Raw genomic sequence first — 18,421 nt, 5'->3', positions numbered from 1 at the left:
AGCAGTGGGGTAAATAGCTTGGCTAACAAAAATTAATTGTCGTCACAACAAATGTTACCACTCGATAGTAGCCCAAGCCGCGCGGCGATTTTGAGCCACAAAAAAGCCGAGCAAGAGCTCGGCTAGTACAGTAATACCATGTGTAGATGAAAGACTATGCCTTCTCAGGAATCGCTTCCAGAAGGGCGACCATTTGCTCCCAAAAGAGCGCCACGGTATCAATCTTAACCTTTTCATCTGGTGAGTGAGGGAACTTAATGGTAGGACCAAAAGAGACCATGTCCATATTTGGGTAAGGTTCTTTAAATAGACCACACTCTAAACCGGCGTGAATCACCATGATGTTCGGCTTGTGACCGTAAATGCCTTCATACATGTCGCGGAAGATGGCCATGATCTCTGAATCTGCATCCGGTTTCCAGCCAGGGTAGGCGCCAGAGAAAGCGATCTTAGCACCAGCAAGCTCAGCCACGGAGGTGAGCATGCCTTCAACTTGTTGGCGACCCGAGTCAATCAAAGAGCGAACTAAGCAGAGAACGCGAATGGCTTCTTTTTCTGTGGTAATGACACCAACGTTTAATGAGGTCTCGACCACTCCTTCAATGTCGTCACTCATACGAATCACGCCATTCGGGCAAGCGTTCAAAGCGGCGATAAAACGTTGTTGATCGTTAATAGACAACACATCTTCCTGGCTGTCACTCACTTCGTTAAACGTGACAAGGCTTGTTTCCACTTTGCCGAGCTCGTTGATAAGCAGTTGTGTGTAGAACTGATAAAGCTCGGCAAGCTTGGCTTCGTTTTCAGCAGGGACGGCGACCGTAACAAACGCTTCGCGTGGAATTGCATTACGCAGGCTACCACCACGGAATTCAATCAGGCGCAAATCCAGTTCGCTTGCGTGACCTGCTAGGAATCGAGCGAGGAGTTTGTTGGCATTACCGCGTCCAGTGTGGATATCACAGCCTGAGTGTCCGCCTTTTAAGCCTTTAAGAATAAGCTGTCGGGTCACATAGCCCGCGGGCAAAGCTTCGCGTTGGATCTCGAACGTCATTTCACCGTCGATACCACCGGCACAACCCATGTACACTTCACCCTCTTGCTCAGAATCGGTATTGAGCAGAATGTCGCCTTCTAACCAACCCGCTTCAAGACCAAATGCGCCAGTCATGCCTGCTTCTTCATCAATCGTCAGCAGTACTTCTAGTGGCCCGTGTTTGATGTCATTGGACGCCAATACCGCGAGACAAGACGCCATACCAATGCCGTTGTCCGCACCCAAGGTTGTGCCTTTGGCGGTGACCCACTCACCATCAATATAAGGTTGGATCGGGTCTTGGGTAAAATCATGATCCGTGTCTTCGTTTTTCTGCGGCACCATATCAATGTGCGCCTGCAGGACCACACCTTTTTTATTCTCCATCCCTTTGGTCGCCGGTTTTTTGATGAAGACGTTGCCGGTTGGATCGCGTTTGACTTCTAGGCCTTGATCGGTCGCCCAATCAATGATCATTTGCGCCAGGGCTTCTTCGTGTTTCGATGGGTGAGGAATGGAGCAAATCTTGTCGAAAAACTGCCACAAAGGCGCTGGTGACAAGCTGCTAATTTCAGAATGGAACTCAGACACGGATAACTCCTTATAATGAGAGATGGCAAATATTGTCTTATGCACCAAATGATGAGTAGCACAAACATCCAAACTTGCCGATTTGATGTTGGTCAGAATAGCACTCTCAAGATCGATACCCAAGTGAGTTGATGCAAACTGCAGCGAAAAGTGCCTACCTCTCTATCGACGGGATATTCAACTATGTGATTATCAATCTGACAGATTAACTTAGATGCTAGTGATTTTTATGTAATTAAATTACAGTTGCGGTTTGATTTGAATCAGTAATCGCACTTTTTTGTGACTTTTATCACTTTGGGTGTTGTAATTTAATTTCTATAAGGTATATTTGTAACCACTTCGGCAGCGAAGTAAAAACGCTCAAAGGATGAGTCCGAGTTATCGCCTCCAAGGAACTGAGAAATCAATCATTGTGATGTGTTTAATTGATTTAGAAGGTGATGTTATGAAAGGTTTACCAAGTGCAGCGTTCTGGCTAAACAAATCTGTTTATACAGGAAGCTTTACTTACCCCACTAGCTTTGGTTACTAACACTGAAAGCTTGTTTATCTCGAACGTTATGTTCACCCCCTAATATTGGAATATATTTGCAGCGCCGTTTTCGCTGACATGATTCAACCGCCACTCATTTTGAGTGGCGTTTTTTTATCCGCCAACTCACCGATTTCTCGTTATTAATGCCATTCTCTGCATATTATGCACATAAGCACGCGTTACTCAGGTTACAAACTGCCGTTCTGGATTTGAAAGTTTACAACATAGTACAAAAGTTCACCGTCTGAATGATGATGTCTCTCTTTTCTATCTTTATGAATTTTCTTTGTTTTTGTTTTGTTTGTGGCTCTGTTATAGCGATAGGTTGGCCATTTACAACCCGAAATATTGATTAGAGTCATAATTCTATCTGGAATTTACTATTTGATGACTTTATAATTCCGCCAATCGATTACGCAACCGTTTACTTTTTACCCTTTTAGGATTCGATCATGTTCGAAAAACTGTTCAAACTCAGTGAAAATGGCACGAATGTCAAAACTGAGATCATTGCCGGTGTGACCACATTCCTGACAATGGCTTACATCATTTTTGTCAACCCAGCGATGCTGGCCGATGCAGGGATGGACAAAGGCGCTGTCTTTGTTGCGACCTGTTTAGCCGCTGCGATTGGCTGTTTTATCATGGGCTTTGTCGCTAACTACCCGATTGCATTGGCGCCAGGCATGGGCCTCAACGCGTTCTTCACTTATGGCGTTGTTTTGGGTATGGGCCACTCATGGCAAGTCGCGCTCGGTGCGGTATTTGTCTCTGGTTTGATCTTCATGGCGCTTTCGGTATTCAAAATCCGTGAGTGGATCATCAACTCCATCCCATTGTCGCTGCGCACGGGTATCTCTGCGGGTATTGGTCTATTCCTTGCGTTTATCGGTCTACAAAACTCAGGTATCGTTGTTGATAACCCAGCGACCTTGGTCGGCTTGGGCCACATCACAAACCTAGCGCCAGCCTTGGCTGCCTTGGGTTTTTTCTTGACCATCGGTTTGGTGTACCGCGGCGTTCGTGGCGCTGTTATGATCGCGATCCTTATTATCACCGCACTTGGTCTATTGGTGGGTGATGTACAGTGGGGCGGTGTGATGTCGACACCACCAAGCATTGCGCCGACCTTTATGGAAATGAACATTGCAGACGTGTTTGAAGTGGGCATGATCTCAGTGGTCTTTGCCTTCTTGTTTGTTGATCTCTTTGATACGGCGGGTACGCTGGTGGGTGTTGCAACTAAGGCGAACTTCATCAAAGAAGACGGTAAACTACCACGTTTGAACAAAGCACTATTGGCGGACTCAACTGCAACGTCAGTGGGCGCGGTACTCGGTACCTCAAGCACCACGTCTTACGTAGAGTCTACGGCAGGGGTTGCGGCAGGCGGTCGTACTGGTTTAACGGCGGTAGTTGTTGGTGTGCTGTTCTTGTTGGCACTGTTCTTCTCGCCTTTGGCTGGCATGATTCCTCCATACGCGACCGCTGGCGCACTGTTCTACGTAGCGATTCTAATGATGTCTGGCTTGGTCAGCATCGATTGGCGTGATCTAACAGAAGCGGCACCGGTTGTGGTGACGTGTCTGCTGATGCCACTGACTTACTCAATCGCAGAAGGTATTGCACTGGGCTTTATCTCTTACGCTGCAATTAAGTTACTGAGTGGTAAAGGACGCGACGTGTCTGTGAGCGTTTGGGTACTGTCGGCAGTCTTCTTACTGAAGTACGTTTTCGCTGGTTAATCACAAGCATTGAATCAACAACGCCACAGCGTTCTCGCTGTGGCGTTGTTTTATAGAGAATATAATTCGCCATTGGTATTGGCCGCCGCTTCCGGTAAAATAATCGTTTGCGTAGCTTTTCCCCTATTTGGCCTGGTGCATCAAGCTGTAGGTTGTATCAACTTAGCTTGTTTTTCAGGGGATGCCGATTGGACAAAACTATTAGGTTATTACAATGAGTAAAAAATTCATCATCACTTGGGATCAGATGCACGCGTACTGTCGTGAACTTGCAGAAAAGCAGATGCCTGCCGAGCAATGGAAAGGGATTTGGGCTGTAAGCCGTGGCGGTTTAGTACCGGGCGCTATTTTAGCGCGTGAACTCGGCATTCGTTACGTGGATACCATCTGTATTTCAAGCTACGATCACGATCACCAACGTGATATGAGCGTATTGAAAGCACCTGAAGGTGACGGTGAAGGTTACCTTATCGTTGAAGACCTGGTCGACAGTGGTGACACAGCACGCAAACTACGTGACTTGTACCCGAAAGCGAAATTGATCGCCGTGTGCGCGAAACCATCGGGCGCTGAGCTTTTAGATGACTACGTGGTTGATATCGCTCAAGAGACTTGGATTGAGCAACCATGGGATATGGCGATTCAATACATCGAACCGATCAATCGCAAGCAAAAGTAATGGTTTTTCACTCTTGGGTGAATGCATTGGCGATTTCAATAAAGAATCTTGATAAATGACCCTTTCTTGGGTCATTTTTTTTATTACTATGAAAGAATCGAACGAATACACGGGTAATGTGATGTCGGAAGAAGTAAGCAAAAACCTGTCTGAGACGCTGTTTGCCAAAGATAAAAAAGCCAAAGAGACGTCGGAGTTGATTGCCTACATGCCATCAAGTCAGGCGCTGTTGGATGAAAAACGCGTCGAAGACGGCTACAAATGGTATCGCAACTTACGCCGCCTGCAATGGACATGGCAAGGGCTACAACCTATCGAAATCGAAGGCGTATTAGCGGCGATGGCCTCCTCAAAGCACTCGCGTACCCACGATGAGTGGCTAGATACGGTGATGGGCTATCACAGCGGGAACTGGAACTTCGAGTGGACAAAGTTGGGCATGCTGCATCAAAAGCGCGCGCAACAACTCAAAGGTGAAGAAGCGGCTGACGAGCTCTTTAACGCTTCCCTTTGTTACAGTATCGCCGGTTATCCGCACCTCAAAAACGATACGCTCGCCGCTCAGGCGCAAGTGTTGGCGGGCAATGCTTATGAGGAAGCTGCGAAACAGACTAAGTACACCATCAAACGGCTAGAGATCCCGCATCAAAATAAAAAAATCGTCGCCCACCTTCACTTAACTCGCACTGATGAGCCACAACCTGTGGTGATGGTGAGCGCGGGGCTCGATAGTCTACAAACGGATATGTGGCGTCTATTTCGCGATCATCTAGCCAAAAAAGGCATCGCGATGCTCACTATCGATTTGCCGTCTATGGGGCACAACACCCATTGGAATCTGACGCATGATAGTTCTTGCCTACATCAGGCCGTGCTCAATCAACTGGTCGATATTCCTTGGGTTGATCATCACAGAGTGGGTTTGATCGGGTTTCGTTTTGGTGGCAATGCCATGGTGCGTTTGTCATTTATGGAGCAAGAGAAGATCAAGGCGTGCGTAACGCTAGGGGCGCCGATTCATGACATCTTATCGTCTCCGGATAAAATCAAGCAGATGCCTAAGATGTATCTGGACGTGTTGGCATCGCGCATTGGGAAGAATATTGTCGATATTAACAGTCTGGCGATTCAACTGATGGCATGGTCGTTGAAGGTGCAAGGTATCTTAGGTGGGCGTAAAACCAAGGTGCCTATTTTGGCGATGAACCTAGAGCGAGATCCCGTCTCTCCCTTTAGTGACAACCGATTGGTCGCCTTGTACAGCCAATACGGCAAAGCGAAGCAAATCAGTGCTAAGACAATTACACAAGGATATGAGCAATCCCTCGATTTGGCGATCAAGTGGCTAGAAGATGAGCTAATTAGATGACATTGTGGGTTTTTTAGACGACACTAAAGTAATGACGTACCGCATCTAAAGTGTCCGTCACACCGTGTTCCAGCCAACAGATAATAATGAATATGGAGATTCACTATGACTGGAGAAAAAAAGACCCCGACGCATTTTCGCTTGTTAACCACACTGCGTGCCATTGGTCCCTATCTGCGAGAGGTGCAGAGCTCAGAAGGGGCGTATCTATTTGATTGCCTGTCTGTGTGTGTCAACGACAAGAAATCCCCTGAAAAGCGCGAGTTTTGGGGCTGGTGGCTTGAGCTTAGCTTAGTCGACGGCTATTACGAAGCGCGTTACCGTACTGGTCTTTATGATGTCAGTGGTGAATGGCGAGACGAACCCTTGCCGAAAAAGGCCGTGGAAGATGTCACCAAAACCCAAGAAGCGTTTCATCAAAAATTGATTGAAACCTTGTCAACGGAGTTTGATCTCGAAGTAAAAATGCATCAGCAATCGGTCGAATTTGTCTAAATTTCATTGATTGACATTGAATCCTAGTAAAAAGGCGCGTTATCGCGCCTTTTCTACTTGTGAAAAGCGGATTTGATTGCTAAAACAACAGGTCAGTTTTTTAACCATCCTTATTTCTCATTCAAAGTAGAAGTGTCATGAATCAGCAACGCACCGCTGCCACATCACCAAAAACCGTGGTAGTGAAACTTGGGACCAGTGTACTCACTGGTGGGACTTTGGCGCTTGATCGGGCTCATATGGTTGAGCTTGCGCGTCAATGTGCAGAACTTAAAAAGCAAGGCCACTCAGTGGTCATGGTCTCATCGGGCGCGATTGCCGCAGGTCGAGAGCACTTAGGTTACCCCGCACTCCCCAATGCGATGGCCAGCAAGCAGTTGCTGGCGGCGGTTGGTCAAAGTCAGTTGATTCAAACCTGGGAAGCCTTGTTTGGGATTTATGGTATTAAGATTGGTCAAATGCTGCTCACGCGCGCCGATCTTGAAGACAGAGAGCGTTTTCTCAACGCGCGCGACACCATCAATGCGTTAGTTGATAACGACATCATTCCTATTGTGAATGAGAACGATGCCGTCGCCACCAGTGAAATCAAAGTGGGCGACAACGATAATTTATCGGCCTTGGTCGGCATTCTTTGCGGCGCAGACAAACTGCTGCTGTTGACAGACCAAAAAGGTCTGTTTACCGCCGATCCACGCAAAGATCCCTCAGCAGAGTTGATCAAAGAGGTGAAAACCATCGACGATACGCTACGTAAAATCGCCGGTGGCAGTGGTACCACCTTAGGGACTGGCGGCATGGCGACCAAGTTACAAGCAGCTGACATCGCACGCCGCGCTGGGATTGAAGTCATCATCGCCGCAGGTAGCGCGCCAGATGTGATCTTTGATTCGTTAAGTGAAGCGCCGCAAGGCACGCGCTTTTTGCCATGCGATGAAGCGCTGGAAAACCGTAAACGTTGGATTCTTGCAGGCCCTGCGGCATCAGGCACCATCACGATTGATGATGGGGCGGTGCGTGCCGTGATCAAAAACGGCAGCAGCTTATTGGCTAAAGGCGTCACAGCGGTGACTGGCGAGTTTGCTCGTGGTGAGGTGGTTCAAGTGACCGCACCCAACGGGCAGCTAGTCGCGCGAGGTATCGCTAGCTACTCTAGCCAAGACATGGCCAAAATTATCGGCAAGCACAGTAAAGATATTATCGCTATCCTCGGTTACGACTACGGTAGTGAAGTGCTGCACCGCGACGATATGGTCGTTATCCAAGAATAATCAGACGAAGGAGCCAAGAGTGGAACTTATTTCAATGGGCAAGGCAGCAAAAGACGCTGCTTTTCAACTTGCCACCGCATCAACGAAACAGAAGAACCAAGCCCTAGCGATCATCGCTGATGAATTGGAAGCTAATGCAGACCTTATTCTTGCTGCCAATGCTAAAGACATCGAACTGGGCCGAGAAGCGGGGTTGACCGATGCCCTGCTTGACCGTCTGCTGCTCAATCCTGAGCGCTTGAGCGGTATTGCCAATGATGTGCGCAATGTGATCACCCTCAATGATCCTGTTGGCAGTGAGATAGACAGCAAGGTGCTAGAGAACGGCATGTCTCTCTCTCGCCGTCGAGTGCCGCTCGGCGTGGTCGGTGTGATTTACGAAGCGCGCCCTAATGTCACTATCGATATTGCCGCGCTGTGTTTAAAAACCGGCAATGCGAGCATTTTACGTGGGGGTAAAGAAACGTTTTACTCCAATATGGAGTTGGTGAAGGTCATCCAATCTGCACTGGCCAAAGCTGGGTTGCCTGCGGCGTCGGTTCAGTACATTGAAAATCCAGATCGTGAATGGGTCTCTCAGCTACTCAAACTGGATGATTACGTCGATATGATCATTCCAAGAGGCGGCGCAGGTTTACACAAAATGTGTAAAGAGAACAGCACGATTCCTGTCATCATCGGCGGATTTGGCATTAGCCACATTTTTGTTGATGAAAGTGCCGATCTAGCAAAATCGCTCGATGTGGTGGAAAACTCCAAAGTACAGCGTCCATCGGCGTGTAACTCGCTAGACACCTTATTGGTGCATCATGCGGTTGCAGAACGTTTTCTGCCTATGATTGTTGATCGCATGAACGAGAGTGTTGTGTTTGTCGCAGAACCTAAAGCGAAAGCCTTGATGGCGGGCGCACGCGATCTTCGCGACGCGAAAGAGGGCGACTTTGACACTGAATGGTTGAGTTACACCTTAGGCGTGAAAGTGGTGGCGGATGTCAATGAAGCCATTGACCATATGCGTGTTCACAACGCGAGCCACTCTGATGCGATCATGACCAACAGCTTGGAAAATTCAGAGCGTTTCATTAACTCAGTGGGTTCGGCGGCGGTGTATGTCAACGCAGCGACGCGATTTACTGATGGTGCGCAGTTTGGCCTTGGTGCTGAAGTTGCCGTGTCGACCCAGAAATTGCACGCACGCGGTCCTATGGGTCTAGAAGAGCTCACCAGCTACAAATGGGTCGGTAAAGCGAACTACTTGCCGCGCAGTTAACACTTTCACCAGACACCATTTGAAAAAGGGGCAAGTTTGCCCCTTTTGCTTTTCTAACTTCTTGGATTTCCGTTACACTGTTTGCCACTAATATGGAGGTGATATGCATTGTCCTTTTTGTTCTGAGAACGATACCAAAGTGATCGACTCTCGTCTTGTAGCTGACGGCCACCAGGTGCGCCGCCGCAGGCAGTGTTTAGCGTGCAGTGAACGATTCACTACCTTTGAAACCGCGGAATTGGTGATGCCGAAAGTCATCAAGTCCAACGGAAATCGTGAGCCATTCAATGAAGATAAAATGATTGGTGGTTTGCAACGAGCGCTTGAGAAGCGTCCGGTGAGTGCCGATGCCGTCGAGTTGGCCATCAGCATGATCAAGTCTAAGTTGCGTGCGACGGGGGAACGAGAAGTGCCGAGTGAGATGATCGGCAATCTGGTCATGGAGCAGTTGAAAGAGCTCGACAAAGTGGCTTACATTCGTTTCGCGTCTGTGTACCGCAGCTTTGAAGATATTCGTGAGTTTGGTGAAGAGATCGCCAAGCTCGAAGATTAAACGGTTAAGCGTGGTGAAAGGCGAGCATGTTTAGTGCACAAGATTATCAAATGATGGCGCGCGCCATTGAACTCGCACAGCGTGGGAAATACACCACAGCGCCGAACCCTAATGTTGGCTGTGTCATTACCCGAGATGGCGACATTGTCGGTGAAGGTTTCCACTTTCGAGCCGGTGAGCCTCATGCTGAGGTACATGCGCTGCGTATGGCAGGCGACAAGGCGCAAGGGGCGACCGCGTATGTCACCTTGGAGCCGTGCTCTCACTATGGTCGCACGCCGCCCTGCGCGGAAGGCTTGATCAATGCCCAAGTCGCGAAGGTTGTCTGCGCGATGCAAGATCCTAATCCGCAAGTGGCAGGTCGTGGTATTGAAATGCTGCGCAGCGCGGGTATTGAGGTCCAAGTCGGGCTGCTCGAACAAGATGCCGTGGCGTTAAACCCATTCTTCCTAAAGCGCATGCACAGCAAAATGCCTTATGTACAATTGAAACTGGCGGCGAGCCTTGATGGACAAACGGCGCTAAGCAATGGGGAGAGCCAATGGATCACCAGTCCAGAAGCCCGTCAGGATGTGCAGCGCTACCGAGCGCAAAGCAGTGCGATTCTCTCCACTAGCCAAACGGTGATCGCCGATGACGCTTCACTCAATGTCCGTTTTGATGATTTGCCTGCGTCGCTGAAACTTCAATACTCACCCACCGATCTTCGTCAGCCAGTGCGTGTCATTTTGGACCGGCAAGGGCAGCTTCATCCAGAGCTTAAACTCTTTAATACACCGGGCGAGGTGCTGGTGGTGGGGCCAAATGGCGCTCTCAACGCACCGCTCGGGGATGATGGACGTGTGGATCTCTTTGCTACGTTCGCCAGCTTAGCCCAAGATCACAACATCAATCAGTTATGGATTGAAGCGGGCCCAACGCTTGCGCAAAGTGTGCTCAAAGCGGGATTGGTGGATGAGCTGATTCTCTACCTCGCGCCCAAACTGATGGGCAGTGATGGACGAGGCCTGCTCGGTGCTTTAGGGCTTGGTGCCATGAGTGAATGCATCGAGCTCGATATTCAAGATATTCGTATGGTCGGCAAAGACATTCGTGTTGTCGCCAAACTAGCTAACAAAGAATCCTAATATGTTTACAGGTATTGTAGAGGCAGTAGGGATCCTAACTGCCATCACCCCAAAAGGGGAAGACATCAGTGTGACCATCGAGGTCGGTAAATTGGACATGAGCGATGTCAAACTGGGCGACAGTATTGCGACCAATGGTGTCTGCTTGACGGTGGTGGATTACACCGCGACCAGTTACAGCGCCGATTTATCCCTCGAGACACTGCAAAAAACCGGCTTTGCCCATTATCAAGCGGGCGACAAAGTTAACCTTGAAAAAGCCATGCTGCCGACCACTCGATTTGGCGGTCATATTGTCTCCGGCCATGTGGACGGTGTTGGCGAGATCGTTGAGCGCAACAGTGTCGGTCGCGCGATTGAATTCTGGGTCGCGATGCCGGAATCCATCGCGAAATATGTGGCAGAGAAAGGATCCATCACGGTTGATGGAATTAGCTTAACGGTGAATGCGCTACGTAAAAACGCTTTCAAGCTCACTATCGTGCCGCATACGGGAGAAGAGACGACCATCGCCGACTTCCACGTCGGGCGCAAAGTCAATCTCGAAGTCGACGTCTTGGCCCGTTACATGGAGCGTCTATTAACGGCCTCCACCTCTGCACAGCCAGAATCCACCCTAACACTCGAATTCTTACAACAAAACGGATTTGCGTAGTGACGTCGAACGTCCGCAAAAGCCGCGCCAATAATAAGGAACAGAATCATGCCAATTAGTACGCCTCAAGAAATCATCGACGACATTCGCTCAGGTAAAATGGTCATCCTCATGGATGATGAAGATCGTGAAAATGAGGGGGATTTGATCATGGCGGCGGAGCACGTCACGCCGGAAGCGATCAATTTTATGGCAACCCACGGTCGCGGTTTGATCTGTTTGACCATGACCAAATCACGCTGTGAAAAGCTCGGATTGCCACCTATGGTGCAAGACAATAATGCGCAGTACACCACCAACTTCACGGTGTCGATTGAGGCTGCTGAAGGGGTGACAACGGGTATCTCTGCCGCCGACCGCGCCCGTACAGTACAAGCCGCAGTGGCAAAAGACGCCAAAGCGGCGGATCTCGTTCAGCCCGGGCACATTTTCCCGCTGGCCGCCCAAGAAGGTGGCGTGTTAACGCGCGCAGGTCATACCGAAGCAGGCTGCGATTTGGCTCGCCTTGCAGGTCTTGAGCCCGCAGGCGTGATTGTTGAAATCCTTAATGATGACGGCACGATGGCGCGTCGCCCTGATCTGGAAGTGTTTGCGCAAAAGCACGACATCAAACTGGGCACCATTGCCGATTTGATTGAGTATCGCAACAACACGGAAACCACCATTGAGCGCGTAGCGGAGTGCCAATTGCCGACGGAGTTTGGTGAGTTCAAATTGGTCACATACCGCGATGTTATTGACAACCAAGTCCATTACGCGTTGTGCAAAGGTGAGATGACACAAACCCCATTGGTGCGTGTTCACTTACAAGATACCTTTACTGACTTGCTGCACAGTAACCGGAACGCAGACCGCAGCTGGAGCCTGGATGCGGCGATGAAGCGCATCGGTGAAGAGGGCGGTGTATTGGTGATTTTGGGTAACGAAGAGTCGACCGATTTACTCATCCACCGCGTCAAGATGTTTGAAGCGCAAGACAAAGGGGAAGCGCCGACGCTGGCCAAGCGTCAAGGTACATCACGTCGCGTGGGCGTTGGGTCGCAAATTCTTGCGGATCTCGGTGTGCATGATATGCGTCTGCTGTCATCGACCAACAAAAAATACCATGCATTGGGTGGTTTTGGTTTGAATGTCGTTGAGTACGTCTGCGAATAAGCAGGATTGAGTGGAAGGTGGCATCGCCTGCCACCTCCCCAGTCGGTGCGAATTTCCATTAGATATTGCTCACAAATTTGTGCTAGAATCCGGCGATTCTCACTTGATGAATATAGTTAAAGGAAAGCTTATGAAAGTGATCGAGGGTGGCTTCCCAGCGCCAAATGCAAAAATTGCTATCGTTATTTCTCGTTTCAACAGTTTTATTAACGAAAGTCTATTGTCTGGTGCAATCGATACTTTAAAGCGTCATGGACAAGTTAGCGAAGAGAACATCACCGTTGTGCGTTGCCCTGGTGCAGTTGAACTGCCATTGGTTGCTCAGCGTGTTGCAAAAACCGGTAAATTTGACGCGATTGTATCGCTTGGTACGGTGATTCGTGGTGGTACACCACACTTTGACTATGTTTGCAGTGAATGTAACAAAGGTCTTGCTCAAGTCTCATTGGAATACAGTTTACCAGTGGCGTTTGGCGTATTGACCGTTGATACAATTGACCAAGCAATTGAGCGCGCAGGAACCAAGGCTGGTAATAAAGGTGCAGAGGCTGCACTAAGCGCACTTGAGATGATTAACGTTCTATCAGAAATTGATTCCTAATGGGGGCCAGTGTGAAACCAGCCGCACGTCGTAATGCACGTCGATTTGCTTTACAAGCAATCTACTCTTGGCAAATTACCAAAGAAAATGTTGCCACAATTGAAGAGCAGTTCTTATCGGGCGGTAAGTACGATGAAGAAGAGCACCACGCTCAAGAGCCAGCGCTTTCTGCTCCAGATACAGACGTTGCCTACTTCCGTGACCTGTTATCAGGTGTTGTGCTAAGTCACACAGAGCTAGACAGCAAAATTCGCCCATACACCGCGCGTCCAATGCAAGATTTGGACATGATGGAGCTTGCGTTGCTTCGTCTTGCGATGTATGAAATGACTCGCCGCGAAGATGTTCCTTACAAAGTGGTCATCAACGAAGCGATTGAGTTGGCAAAAGTGTTTGCTGCAGAAGACAGCCACAAATTCGTCAATGGTGTGCTGGATAAAGCCGCACCACACGTACGTAAAAAGTAACTCAGTAGTTTTGAGATAAAAGGTCAGCAAGCGCTGACCTTTTTTATGTGAGAAATTCTCTATGGCGAGTGAATTTAACCTAATTAATCGATATTTTGTTGGTCGACAAGGGCTGCGCAAAGACGTGCTGTTGGCGGCAGGCGATGACTGTGCGCTAGTCCAACCACCAGGCAGTGATCTGGCGATCGCGATCAGCACCGATACCTTAGTCGCGGGGACCCATTTCCTCCTCGACGCCGATCCTCATGCTGTTGCGCACAAAGCGTTGGCGTCCAACATCAGTGATTTAGCGGCGATGGGAGCAACGCCTGCTTGGGTGTCGTTGGCGCTCACCCTACCTGAGGCCGATGAGTCTTGGTTGAGCGGATTTTGTGACGCATTCTACCAATTGGCGGACTATTTCGATATTCAACTGATTGGTGGAGACACCACCAAAGGCCCGCTCAGTATGACCTTAACAGTACAGGGATACGTAGACCCAAGCAAAGCGCTACGCCGAGATGGGGCCCAAGTAGGGGATTGGATCTACGTCACCGGAGAGCTTGGTGATAGCCAAGCGGGGTTGGATGTGATCCTTGATCCAAGCTTGGCCCAAAAGCCTTTGGCAAGCGAGTTAGTACATCGACATTACTATTCAACGCCGCGTGTCTTGGTCGGACAAGCCTTGTTGGGGCTCGCCAGTGCCGCGGTCGATATCTCTGATGGGTTAATTGCTGATCTTGGGCATATTCTTGAATGCTCAGAGGTTGGAGCAAGCCTTGACGTGAGCACGCTTCCTGTTTCTAATGAACTGGTGACATTTTTGGCCAGCACTGAACGTGCTCAGCAAATGGCGTTGTCGAGCGGCGAAGAGTACGAACTCTGTTTCACCGTCAGCGAGGCCAATCGTGGCTCGATTGAGAGTGCGCTGGCACACTGTAATTGTAAGGTGACCTGCATCGGCCAAATTCGCCCACAGGGTCACTGGGAACTTCACTCAAAAGGACAACCAATGACATGGCCACGACAAGGCTATGATCATTTTAGTGAATCAGTATGACAAATCCCTTAGCACTTATTTCGCTGAAAAACCCGTGGCATCTGCTTGCGACAGGCTTTGGCAGCGGGCTTTCTCCTATCGTCCCCGGCACCATGGGCACTTTAGCTGCGGTGCCTTTTTATCTTCTTTTGGTCCAGCTGCCGTTACCACTCTATATTATGGCTGTGCTGTTTTCTTGCTGGATCGGCGTCAAAATTTGCCAAGTGACGTCTGATGACATGGGCGTGCATGATCACGGTTCGATTGTCTGGGATGAGTTTGCTGGCTTTTGGATCACCATGCTGGTGGTGCCTCTATTTAATCTGTCGACGACGGATTGGAAGTGGCTGTTGACTGGATTTGTCTTGTTTCGATTTTTCGATATGGTCAAGCCTTGGCCGATCGGCTGGCTCGATAAGCGTATTCACGGCGGCTTAGGGATTATGATTGATGATATCGTCGCTGGCCTCATGGCCGCGGTATCACTCTATCTCATTGGTCGATATGCAGGCTGGCTATAGCAGAGCTTAGTCATAGAGACAGCAAAATATGGAACGCAATAAAAAAGGACAGCGACTGCGCTGTCCTTTGTCTTTCTAGGTTGAGAGTACGCTTATTTCAGCTTCTCTAAATCGGCTTCAATCTCGGCAATCTTGCTGGCGACCACTTTCTCTAAGTGACGAAGATCGGACAAGATTTTCTGTTTCACATCCGTTTCAGCCGCTTTTTCTGGTCGTGTGATTTGGTTCAATTCATCGATAACCAGCGTTAAATTGCGATTAATCTCAGTCACTTCTTTGTATTGGTGACTGCCACTGTCGACGAGTACGTTTTTGACTTGGCGGGGATATTTGAATTTTACGCTTTTCGCAAACAATTCGCCTTTTTGCTTACGAAAATAGATCTTTAACACATCCTTGTGCGCTTCTTGACGAAGTGAATAGCGCTCAATTTGCTTAGGCTCGTGAATACCTAAACCAGTGAGGTTTGGAAACATAAGCTACCTCTTTTGTGTTGTAGTAACCCCTTCCCATCCGGGAAGGGAAACAAAGTGTTCATAGGTTAATGTAGCAGCCTATGATCGTGGTAGATAGTTGTTTTTTAATCAGCTTTGCAACTTGTGGACGAGATCGCTTACGGCGCCAACTCCGCCACGTTCTTGATCAAGGTCTCACGCAGTCGTTGCTCTTCTTCTTCGCTGAGCTTGCCGGTGTGATCACTAGTGATAATGAACAAGTCCTCAGCCCGCTCACCAATAGTGGTGATTTTGGCGGCGTGCAGGTTGAGATTCAATTCGGCAAACGTCGCCCCTACCGTGGCAAGCAGTCCTGGGGTATCGAGGGCCACAAACTCCATCAAGGTGCGCTTTTTACTCTTAGTCGGCAGAAAGTCGACTTGTGTTTTCACCTTGAAGTGCTGCAGGTTACGCGGCACTCGACGGGTTTTGATCTTGGTTGGGCGGCCATCTTCGAGTACGTGGACCAAGTGCTTAATCAGTGCCTTGTGGCGCGTCTCATCAATGACCTCACCGTGTTGATCCAACACCATAAAGGTATCTAACACATAACCATCTTTACTGGTCATAACCTGCGCATCGTGAACGTTGAGATTGCGCCTATCTAACTCGGCCACCACAGTCGCAAACAGAGCATGTTGGTCTTTGCTGTAGACAAACACTTCCGTTCCGCCTCGGGTTGCTTTCTTAGAGATTAAGATCAATGGTTTAGCCGGATCGTCATGGCGCAGCAGATGCGCGCAGTGCCACGCAATTTGTTTGTGGGTGTGTCTTAAGAAGTAGTCGGCTTTAAAGCGTTGCCACAGTACTTCGATCTCTCTGGCACTGAACCCCTCTTTGCGCAGCAGCGCAGAAGCTAACTGCTGGTTGTGACGGATGCGCTCACGTACATCGACAGGGTTCTCTAAACCGCGGCGTAAGGCACGTTGCGTCGAGTAAAAAAGCTCAGCGAGCAGTGTGCGTTTCCAACTGTTCCAAAGTTCAGGGTTGGTGGCGCAGATATCAGCGACGGTTAGGCAGACTAGGTACTCCAGATACTCTTCATCCCGCACTTGCTTGGCGAACTCAGTGATCACCTCAGGATCGTAAATATCTCGGCGCTGAGCAGTGACAGACATCAAGAGGTGATGACGAACCAACCAAGAAACCAGTTTGGCCTCAGGTTTCGACAAACCATGCTCAATACAGAAATCATAGGCTTCTCCTTCACCAATCACCGAGTGATCGCCGCCGCGCCCTTTCCCGATATCATGGAAAATCGCCGCAAGGATCAACAGCTCTTTCTTTTGAATTCGTGGGTAGATTTCACAGCAGATCGGATGCTTGTCGTGATTTTGCGCAAAGCTAAAGGTGTGAATGTGTTTCAGCAAGCGCATACTGTGCTCATCGACGGTGTAGACGTGGAATAAGTCGAACTGCATCTGACCGACAATTTGACTCCATTGCGGTAAATAGGCGGCTAACACTCCGAGTTTGTGCATCAGTGTAAAGGCGCGAGTAAGGGCGTTCGGGTGTCGGCACAGATCCATGAACTTTTCACGCGCCGCTGGGATAGTGTGAAGAAACTTATTCAAACGGCGCCGAGCGGTGCGAAGTTGGCGCATGGTGGAGGGGGCGACGCCATCAATGGTGGAGTCGTTGGCGATATGTAAAAACATATCCAGAATGGTTTCAGGACGCGCTTGGAACAATGCAGGTTTACGCGCTTCTATTAGGTGTCCTCTGCGCTGAAAATCCTCACTGAGAATGATAGGCTCGGCCTCAATCCCATTGTCCAGAATCGCTTGGTCGAACAACTTAAGCAGCATTTTGTTGAGTTCAGCCACACGGCGCAGCGTGCGGTAGAACTCTTTCATCATTTTCTCTACACCTCGATTACCCTCACCGTGAAAACCGAGCAGCTCGGCAACTTGGGCTTGGTGGGCAAAGGTGAGGCGGTTGTCGTAGCGCTTTAACTGTAGATGCAGGGCAAAACGCACGCGCCAAAGGAAATCTTGGCATTCGACCAACTCACGATATTCCGCGTCAGTGAGAAAACCATATTTACTCATCTCTAACAAAGAAGTGGCCCCGAAATGGCGCCTTGCGACCCAACTTAAGGTGTGAATATCCCGCAGTCCGCCTGGAGTTGACTTAATATCGGGCTCCAGATTGTAAGTGGTGTCGTGATAGCGCGCATGGCGTTCACGTTGCTCTTGTACTTTCGCTTGATAGAAGATTTCACTTGGCCAGAAGCTCTCTGAATGGATTTCCATCTTCAGCTTGTGGAAGGTCTCTTCACAGCCACACAACAAGCGCGCTTCTTGTAAGTTGGTGGCAACGGTTAGGTCTTCTCGGCCGATTTGCGCGCATTGCTCAACCGTACGCACGGCGTGACCAATCTCCAGGCGTAAATCCCACAGCAGGGTAATAAACTCACTGACTTTGGCGGCCAGCGCTTCCGGTAAGGTATGGCGAGAGACAATCAGGATATCAATATCCGAGAGCGGGTGTAGCTCACCGCGGCCATAACCGCCTACCGCAACTAAGCTGATGTTGGGTAAGTTGGCGAAACCGAAATGTTGCCACAGTCGATTTAATAGTAAATCAATGTAGTCAGAGCGACCTAGGACAAGGTCAGTCACTGGATGATGGTTGAGAAATTCATTCTTTTGATGTTCAGCAAACTGTTCCAGTTGCTGTTTAAGCTCGGCGACGGAGAGTTGCGACTCGTCGAGCGCTAAAGGGGTTTGAAAGGGCATACAGCGAATCCATGCAGCAAAAAAATCCTAATTAGGAATCTAGCAAAGTTAGTCAGATAAAAAAATATCCCCTTAAGCGGGGATATTCCATTCAA

General features: G+C 49.2%; 18 protein-coding genes. 15 read left to right on the top strand and 3 right to left on the bottom strand.

Annotated features, from left to right (window positions below; genetic code table 11):
* Positions 1-154: 154 nt before the first annotated feature.
* On the bottom strand, positions 155-1,627 hold the full coding sequence (locus AC6R10_RS08060; protein ID WP_500671941.1) for an aminoacyl-histidine dipeptidase: 1,473 nt from the start codon (positions 1,625-1,627) through the stop codon (positions 155-157).
* Positions 1,628-1,997: 370 nt separating this feature from the next.
* Between AC6R10_RS08060 and vcdP the strand changes: the two genes are divergently transcribed.
* The 15 genes from vcdP (at position 1,998) to pgpA (ending at position 15,091) form a co-directional block, all read left to right on the top strand.
* Positions 1,998-2,162, top strand: a complete 165-nt coding sequence (gene vcdP / locus AC6R10_RS08055) for a small protein VcdP (RefSeq protein ID WP_500631742.1) — start codon at positions 1,998-2,000, stop codon at positions 2,160-2,162.
* 455 nt (positions 2,163-2,617) lie between these two features.
* Complete coding sequence (locus AC6R10_RS08050; RefSeq protein WP_500638135.1) at positions 2,618-3,910, top strand: NCS2 family permease; 1,293 nt, start codon at positions 2,618-2,620, stop codon at positions 3,908-3,910.
* Between the two features lie 214 nt (positions 3,911-4,124).
* The gene (gpt, locus tag AC6R10_RS08045) at positions 4,125-4,589 is read left to right on the top strand and encodes a xanthine phosphoribosyltransferase (RefSeq protein WP_487901288.1); all 465 of its coding nucleotides are present in this window, start codon (positions 4,125-4,127) and stop codon (positions 4,587-4,589) included.
* Positions 4,590-4,710: 121 nt separating this feature from the next.
* Positions 4,711-5,958 (top strand): esterase FrsA, encoded by a 1,248-nt coding sequence (gene frsA, locus AC6R10_RS08040; protein ID WP_500633929.1) that lies wholly within the window; start codon positions 4,711-4,713, stop codon positions 5,956-5,958.
* 105 nt (positions 5,959-6,063) lie between these two features.
* Positions 6,064-6,453, top strand: a complete 390-nt coding sequence (gene crl, locus AC6R10_RS08035; RefSeq protein ID WP_334554428.1) for a sigma factor-binding protein Crl — start codon at positions 6,064-6,066, stop codon at positions 6,451-6,453.
* 137 nt (positions 6,454-6,590) lie between these two features.
* A complete protein-coding gene (proB, locus tag AC6R10_RS08030) occupies positions 6,591-7,724 on the top strand; it encodes a glutamate 5-kinase (RefSeq protein WP_500671940.1) in 1,134 nt (377 codons plus the stop codon).
* Between the two features lie 19 nt (positions 7,725-7,743).
* Positions 7,744-8,994 carry a glutamate-5-semialdehyde dehydrogenase gene (locus AC6R10_RS08025; protein ID WP_500671939.1) on the top strand — a complete coding sequence of 417 codons (1,251 nt, stop codon included), beginning with the start codon at positions 7,744-7,746 and terminating at the stop codon, positions 8,992-8,994.
* A gap of 103 nt (positions 8,995-9,097) precedes the next feature.
* A complete protein-coding gene (gene nrdR / locus AC6R10_RS08020; RefSeq protein WP_334554434.1) occupies positions 9,098-9,547 on the top strand; it encodes a transcriptional regulator NrdR in 450 nt (149 codons plus the stop codon).
* Positions 9,548-9,573: 26 nt separating this feature from the next.
* On the top strand, positions 9,574-10,674 hold the full coding sequence (gene ribD, locus AC6R10_RS08015; RefSeq protein WP_500671938.1) for a bifunctional diaminohydroxyphosphoribosylaminopyrimidine deaminase/5-amino-6-(5-phosphoribosylamino)uracil reductase RibD: 1,101 nt from the start codon (positions 9,574-9,576) through the stop codon (positions 10,672-10,674).
* Position 10,675: 1 nt separating this feature from the next.
* Complete coding sequence (locus tag AC6R10_RS08010) at positions 10,676-11,329, top strand: riboflavin synthase (RefSeq protein WP_500671937.1); 654 nt, start codon at positions 10,676-10,678, stop codon at positions 11,327-11,329.
* 48 nt (positions 11,330-11,377) lie between these two features.
* Complete coding sequence (gene ribBA / locus AC6R10_RS08005) at positions 11,378-12,484, top strand: bifunctional 3,4-dihydroxy-2-butanone-4-phosphate synthase/GTP cyclohydrolase II (protein ID WP_500629440.1); 1,107 nt, start codon at positions 11,378-11,380, stop codon at positions 12,482-12,484.
* 130 nt (positions 12,485-12,614) lie between these two features.
* The gene (gene ribH / locus AC6R10_RS08000) at positions 12,615-13,085 is read left to right on the top strand and encodes a 6,7-dimethyl-8-ribityllumazine synthase (RefSeq protein ID WP_053408902.1); all 471 of its coding nucleotides are present in this window, start codon (positions 12,615-12,617) and stop codon (positions 13,083-13,085) included.
* Complete coding sequence (nusB, locus tag AC6R10_RS07995; RefSeq protein WP_334554444.1) at positions 13,085-13,552, top strand: transcription antitermination factor NusB; 468 nt, start codon at positions 13,085-13,087, stop codon at positions 13,550-13,552. The genes ribH and nusB overlap by 1 nt, the downstream gene beginning before the upstream one ends.
* A 61-nt stretch (positions 13,553-13,613) precedes the next feature.
* Positions 13,614-14,591, top strand: a complete 978-nt coding sequence (gene thiL, locus AC6R10_RS07990) for a thiamine-phosphate kinase (protein ID WP_500671936.1) — start codon at positions 13,614-13,616, stop codon at positions 14,589-14,591.
* Positions 14,588-15,091, top strand: coding sequence for a phosphatidylglycerophosphatase A (gene pgpA, locus AC6R10_RS07985; protein ID WP_500671935.1), 504 nt, complete (start codon positions 14,588-14,590; stop codon positions 15,089-15,091). The genes thiL and pgpA overlap by 4 nt, the downstream gene beginning before the upstream one ends.
* A 92-nt stretch (positions 15,092-15,183) precedes the next feature.
* Here pgpA and AC6R10_RS07980 read toward each other — a convergent pair whose 3' ends face one another.
* Entirely contained in the window at positions 15,184-15,567 is a 384-nt protein-coding gene (locus tag AC6R10_RS07980) for a DUF3461 family protein (protein ID WP_334554450.1), read from the bottom strand.
* Between the two features lie 137 nt (positions 15,568-15,704).
* Complete coding sequence (gene glnD, locus AC6R10_RS07975) at positions 15,705-18,326, bottom strand: bifunctional uridylyltransferase/uridylyl-removing protein GlnD (protein ID WP_500671934.1); 2,622 nt, start codon at positions 18,324-18,326, stop codon at positions 15,705-15,707.
* Positions 18,327-18,421: the final 95 nt, after the last annotated feature.

It is taken from the genome of Vibrio sp. R12-SG2-ISO1 (assembly GCF_059834045.1).
The sequence above is the reverse complement of the archived record's forward strand: the minus strand, read 5'-3'. Positions and strand labels throughout refer to the sequence as shown.

Excerpts from the sequence above, each read along its gene's own strand:
- vcdP (WP_500631742.1), top strand. The coding sequence starts at position 1,998 with ATGAGTCCGAGTTATCGCCTCCAAGGAACTGAGAAATCAATCATTGTG.
- AC6R10_RS08050 (WP_500638135.1), top strand. The coding sequence starts at position 2,618 with ATGTTCGAAAAACTGTTCAAACTCAGTGAAAATGGCACGAATGTCAAA.
- gpt (WP_487901288.1), top strand. The coding sequence starts at position 4,125 with ATGAGTAAAAAATTCATCATCACTTGGGATCAGATGCACGCGTACTGT.
- frsA (WP_500633929.1), top strand. The coding sequence starts at position 4,711 with ATGTCGGAAGAAGTAAGCAAAAACCTGTCTGAGACGCTGTTTGCCAAA.
- crl (WP_334554428.1), top strand. The coding sequence starts at position 6,064 with ATGACTGGAGAAAAAAAGACCCCGACGCATTTTCGCTTGTTAACCACA.
- proB (WP_500671940.1), top strand. The coding sequence starts at position 6,591 with ATGAATCAGCAACGCACCGCTGCCACATCACCAAAAACCGTGGTAGTG.
- nrdR (WP_334554434.1), top strand. The coding sequence starts at position 9,098 with ATGCATTGTCCTTTTTGTTCTGAGAACGATACCAAAGTGATCGACTCT.
- ribD (WP_500671938.1), top strand. The coding sequence starts at position 9,574 with ATGTTTAGTGCACAAGATTATCAAATGATGGCGCGCGCCATTGAACTC.
- AC6R10_RS08010 (WP_500671937.1), top strand. The coding sequence starts at position 10,676 with ATGTTTACAGGTATTGTAGAGGCAGTAGGGATCCTAACTGCCATCACC.
- ribBA (WP_500629440.1), top strand. The coding sequence starts at position 11,378 with ATGCCAATTAGTACGCCTCAAGAAATCATCGACGACATTCGCTCAGGT.
- ribH (WP_053408902.1), top strand. The coding sequence starts at position 12,615 with ATGAAAGTGATCGAGGGTGGCTTCCCAGCGCCAAATGCAAAAATTGCT.
- nusB (WP_334554444.1), top strand. The coding sequence starts at position 13,085 with ATGGGGGCCAGTGTGAAACCAGCCGCACGTCGTAATGCACGTCGATTT.
- thiL (WP_500671936.1), top strand. The coding sequence starts at position 13,614 with ATGGCGAGTGAATTTAACCTAATTAATCGATATTTTGTTGGTCGACAA.
- pgpA (WP_500671935.1), top strand. The coding sequence starts at position 14,588 with ATGACAAATCCCTTAGCACTTATTTCGCTGAAAAACCCGTGGCATCTG.
- AC6R10_RS07980 (WP_334554450.1), bottom strand. The coding sequence starts at position 15,567 with ATGTTTCCAAACCTCACTGGTTTAGGTATTCACGAGCCTAAGCAAATT.
- glnD (WP_500671934.1), bottom strand. The coding sequence starts at position 18,326 with ATGCCCTTTCAAACCCCTTTAGCGCTCGACGAGTCGCAACTCTCCGTC.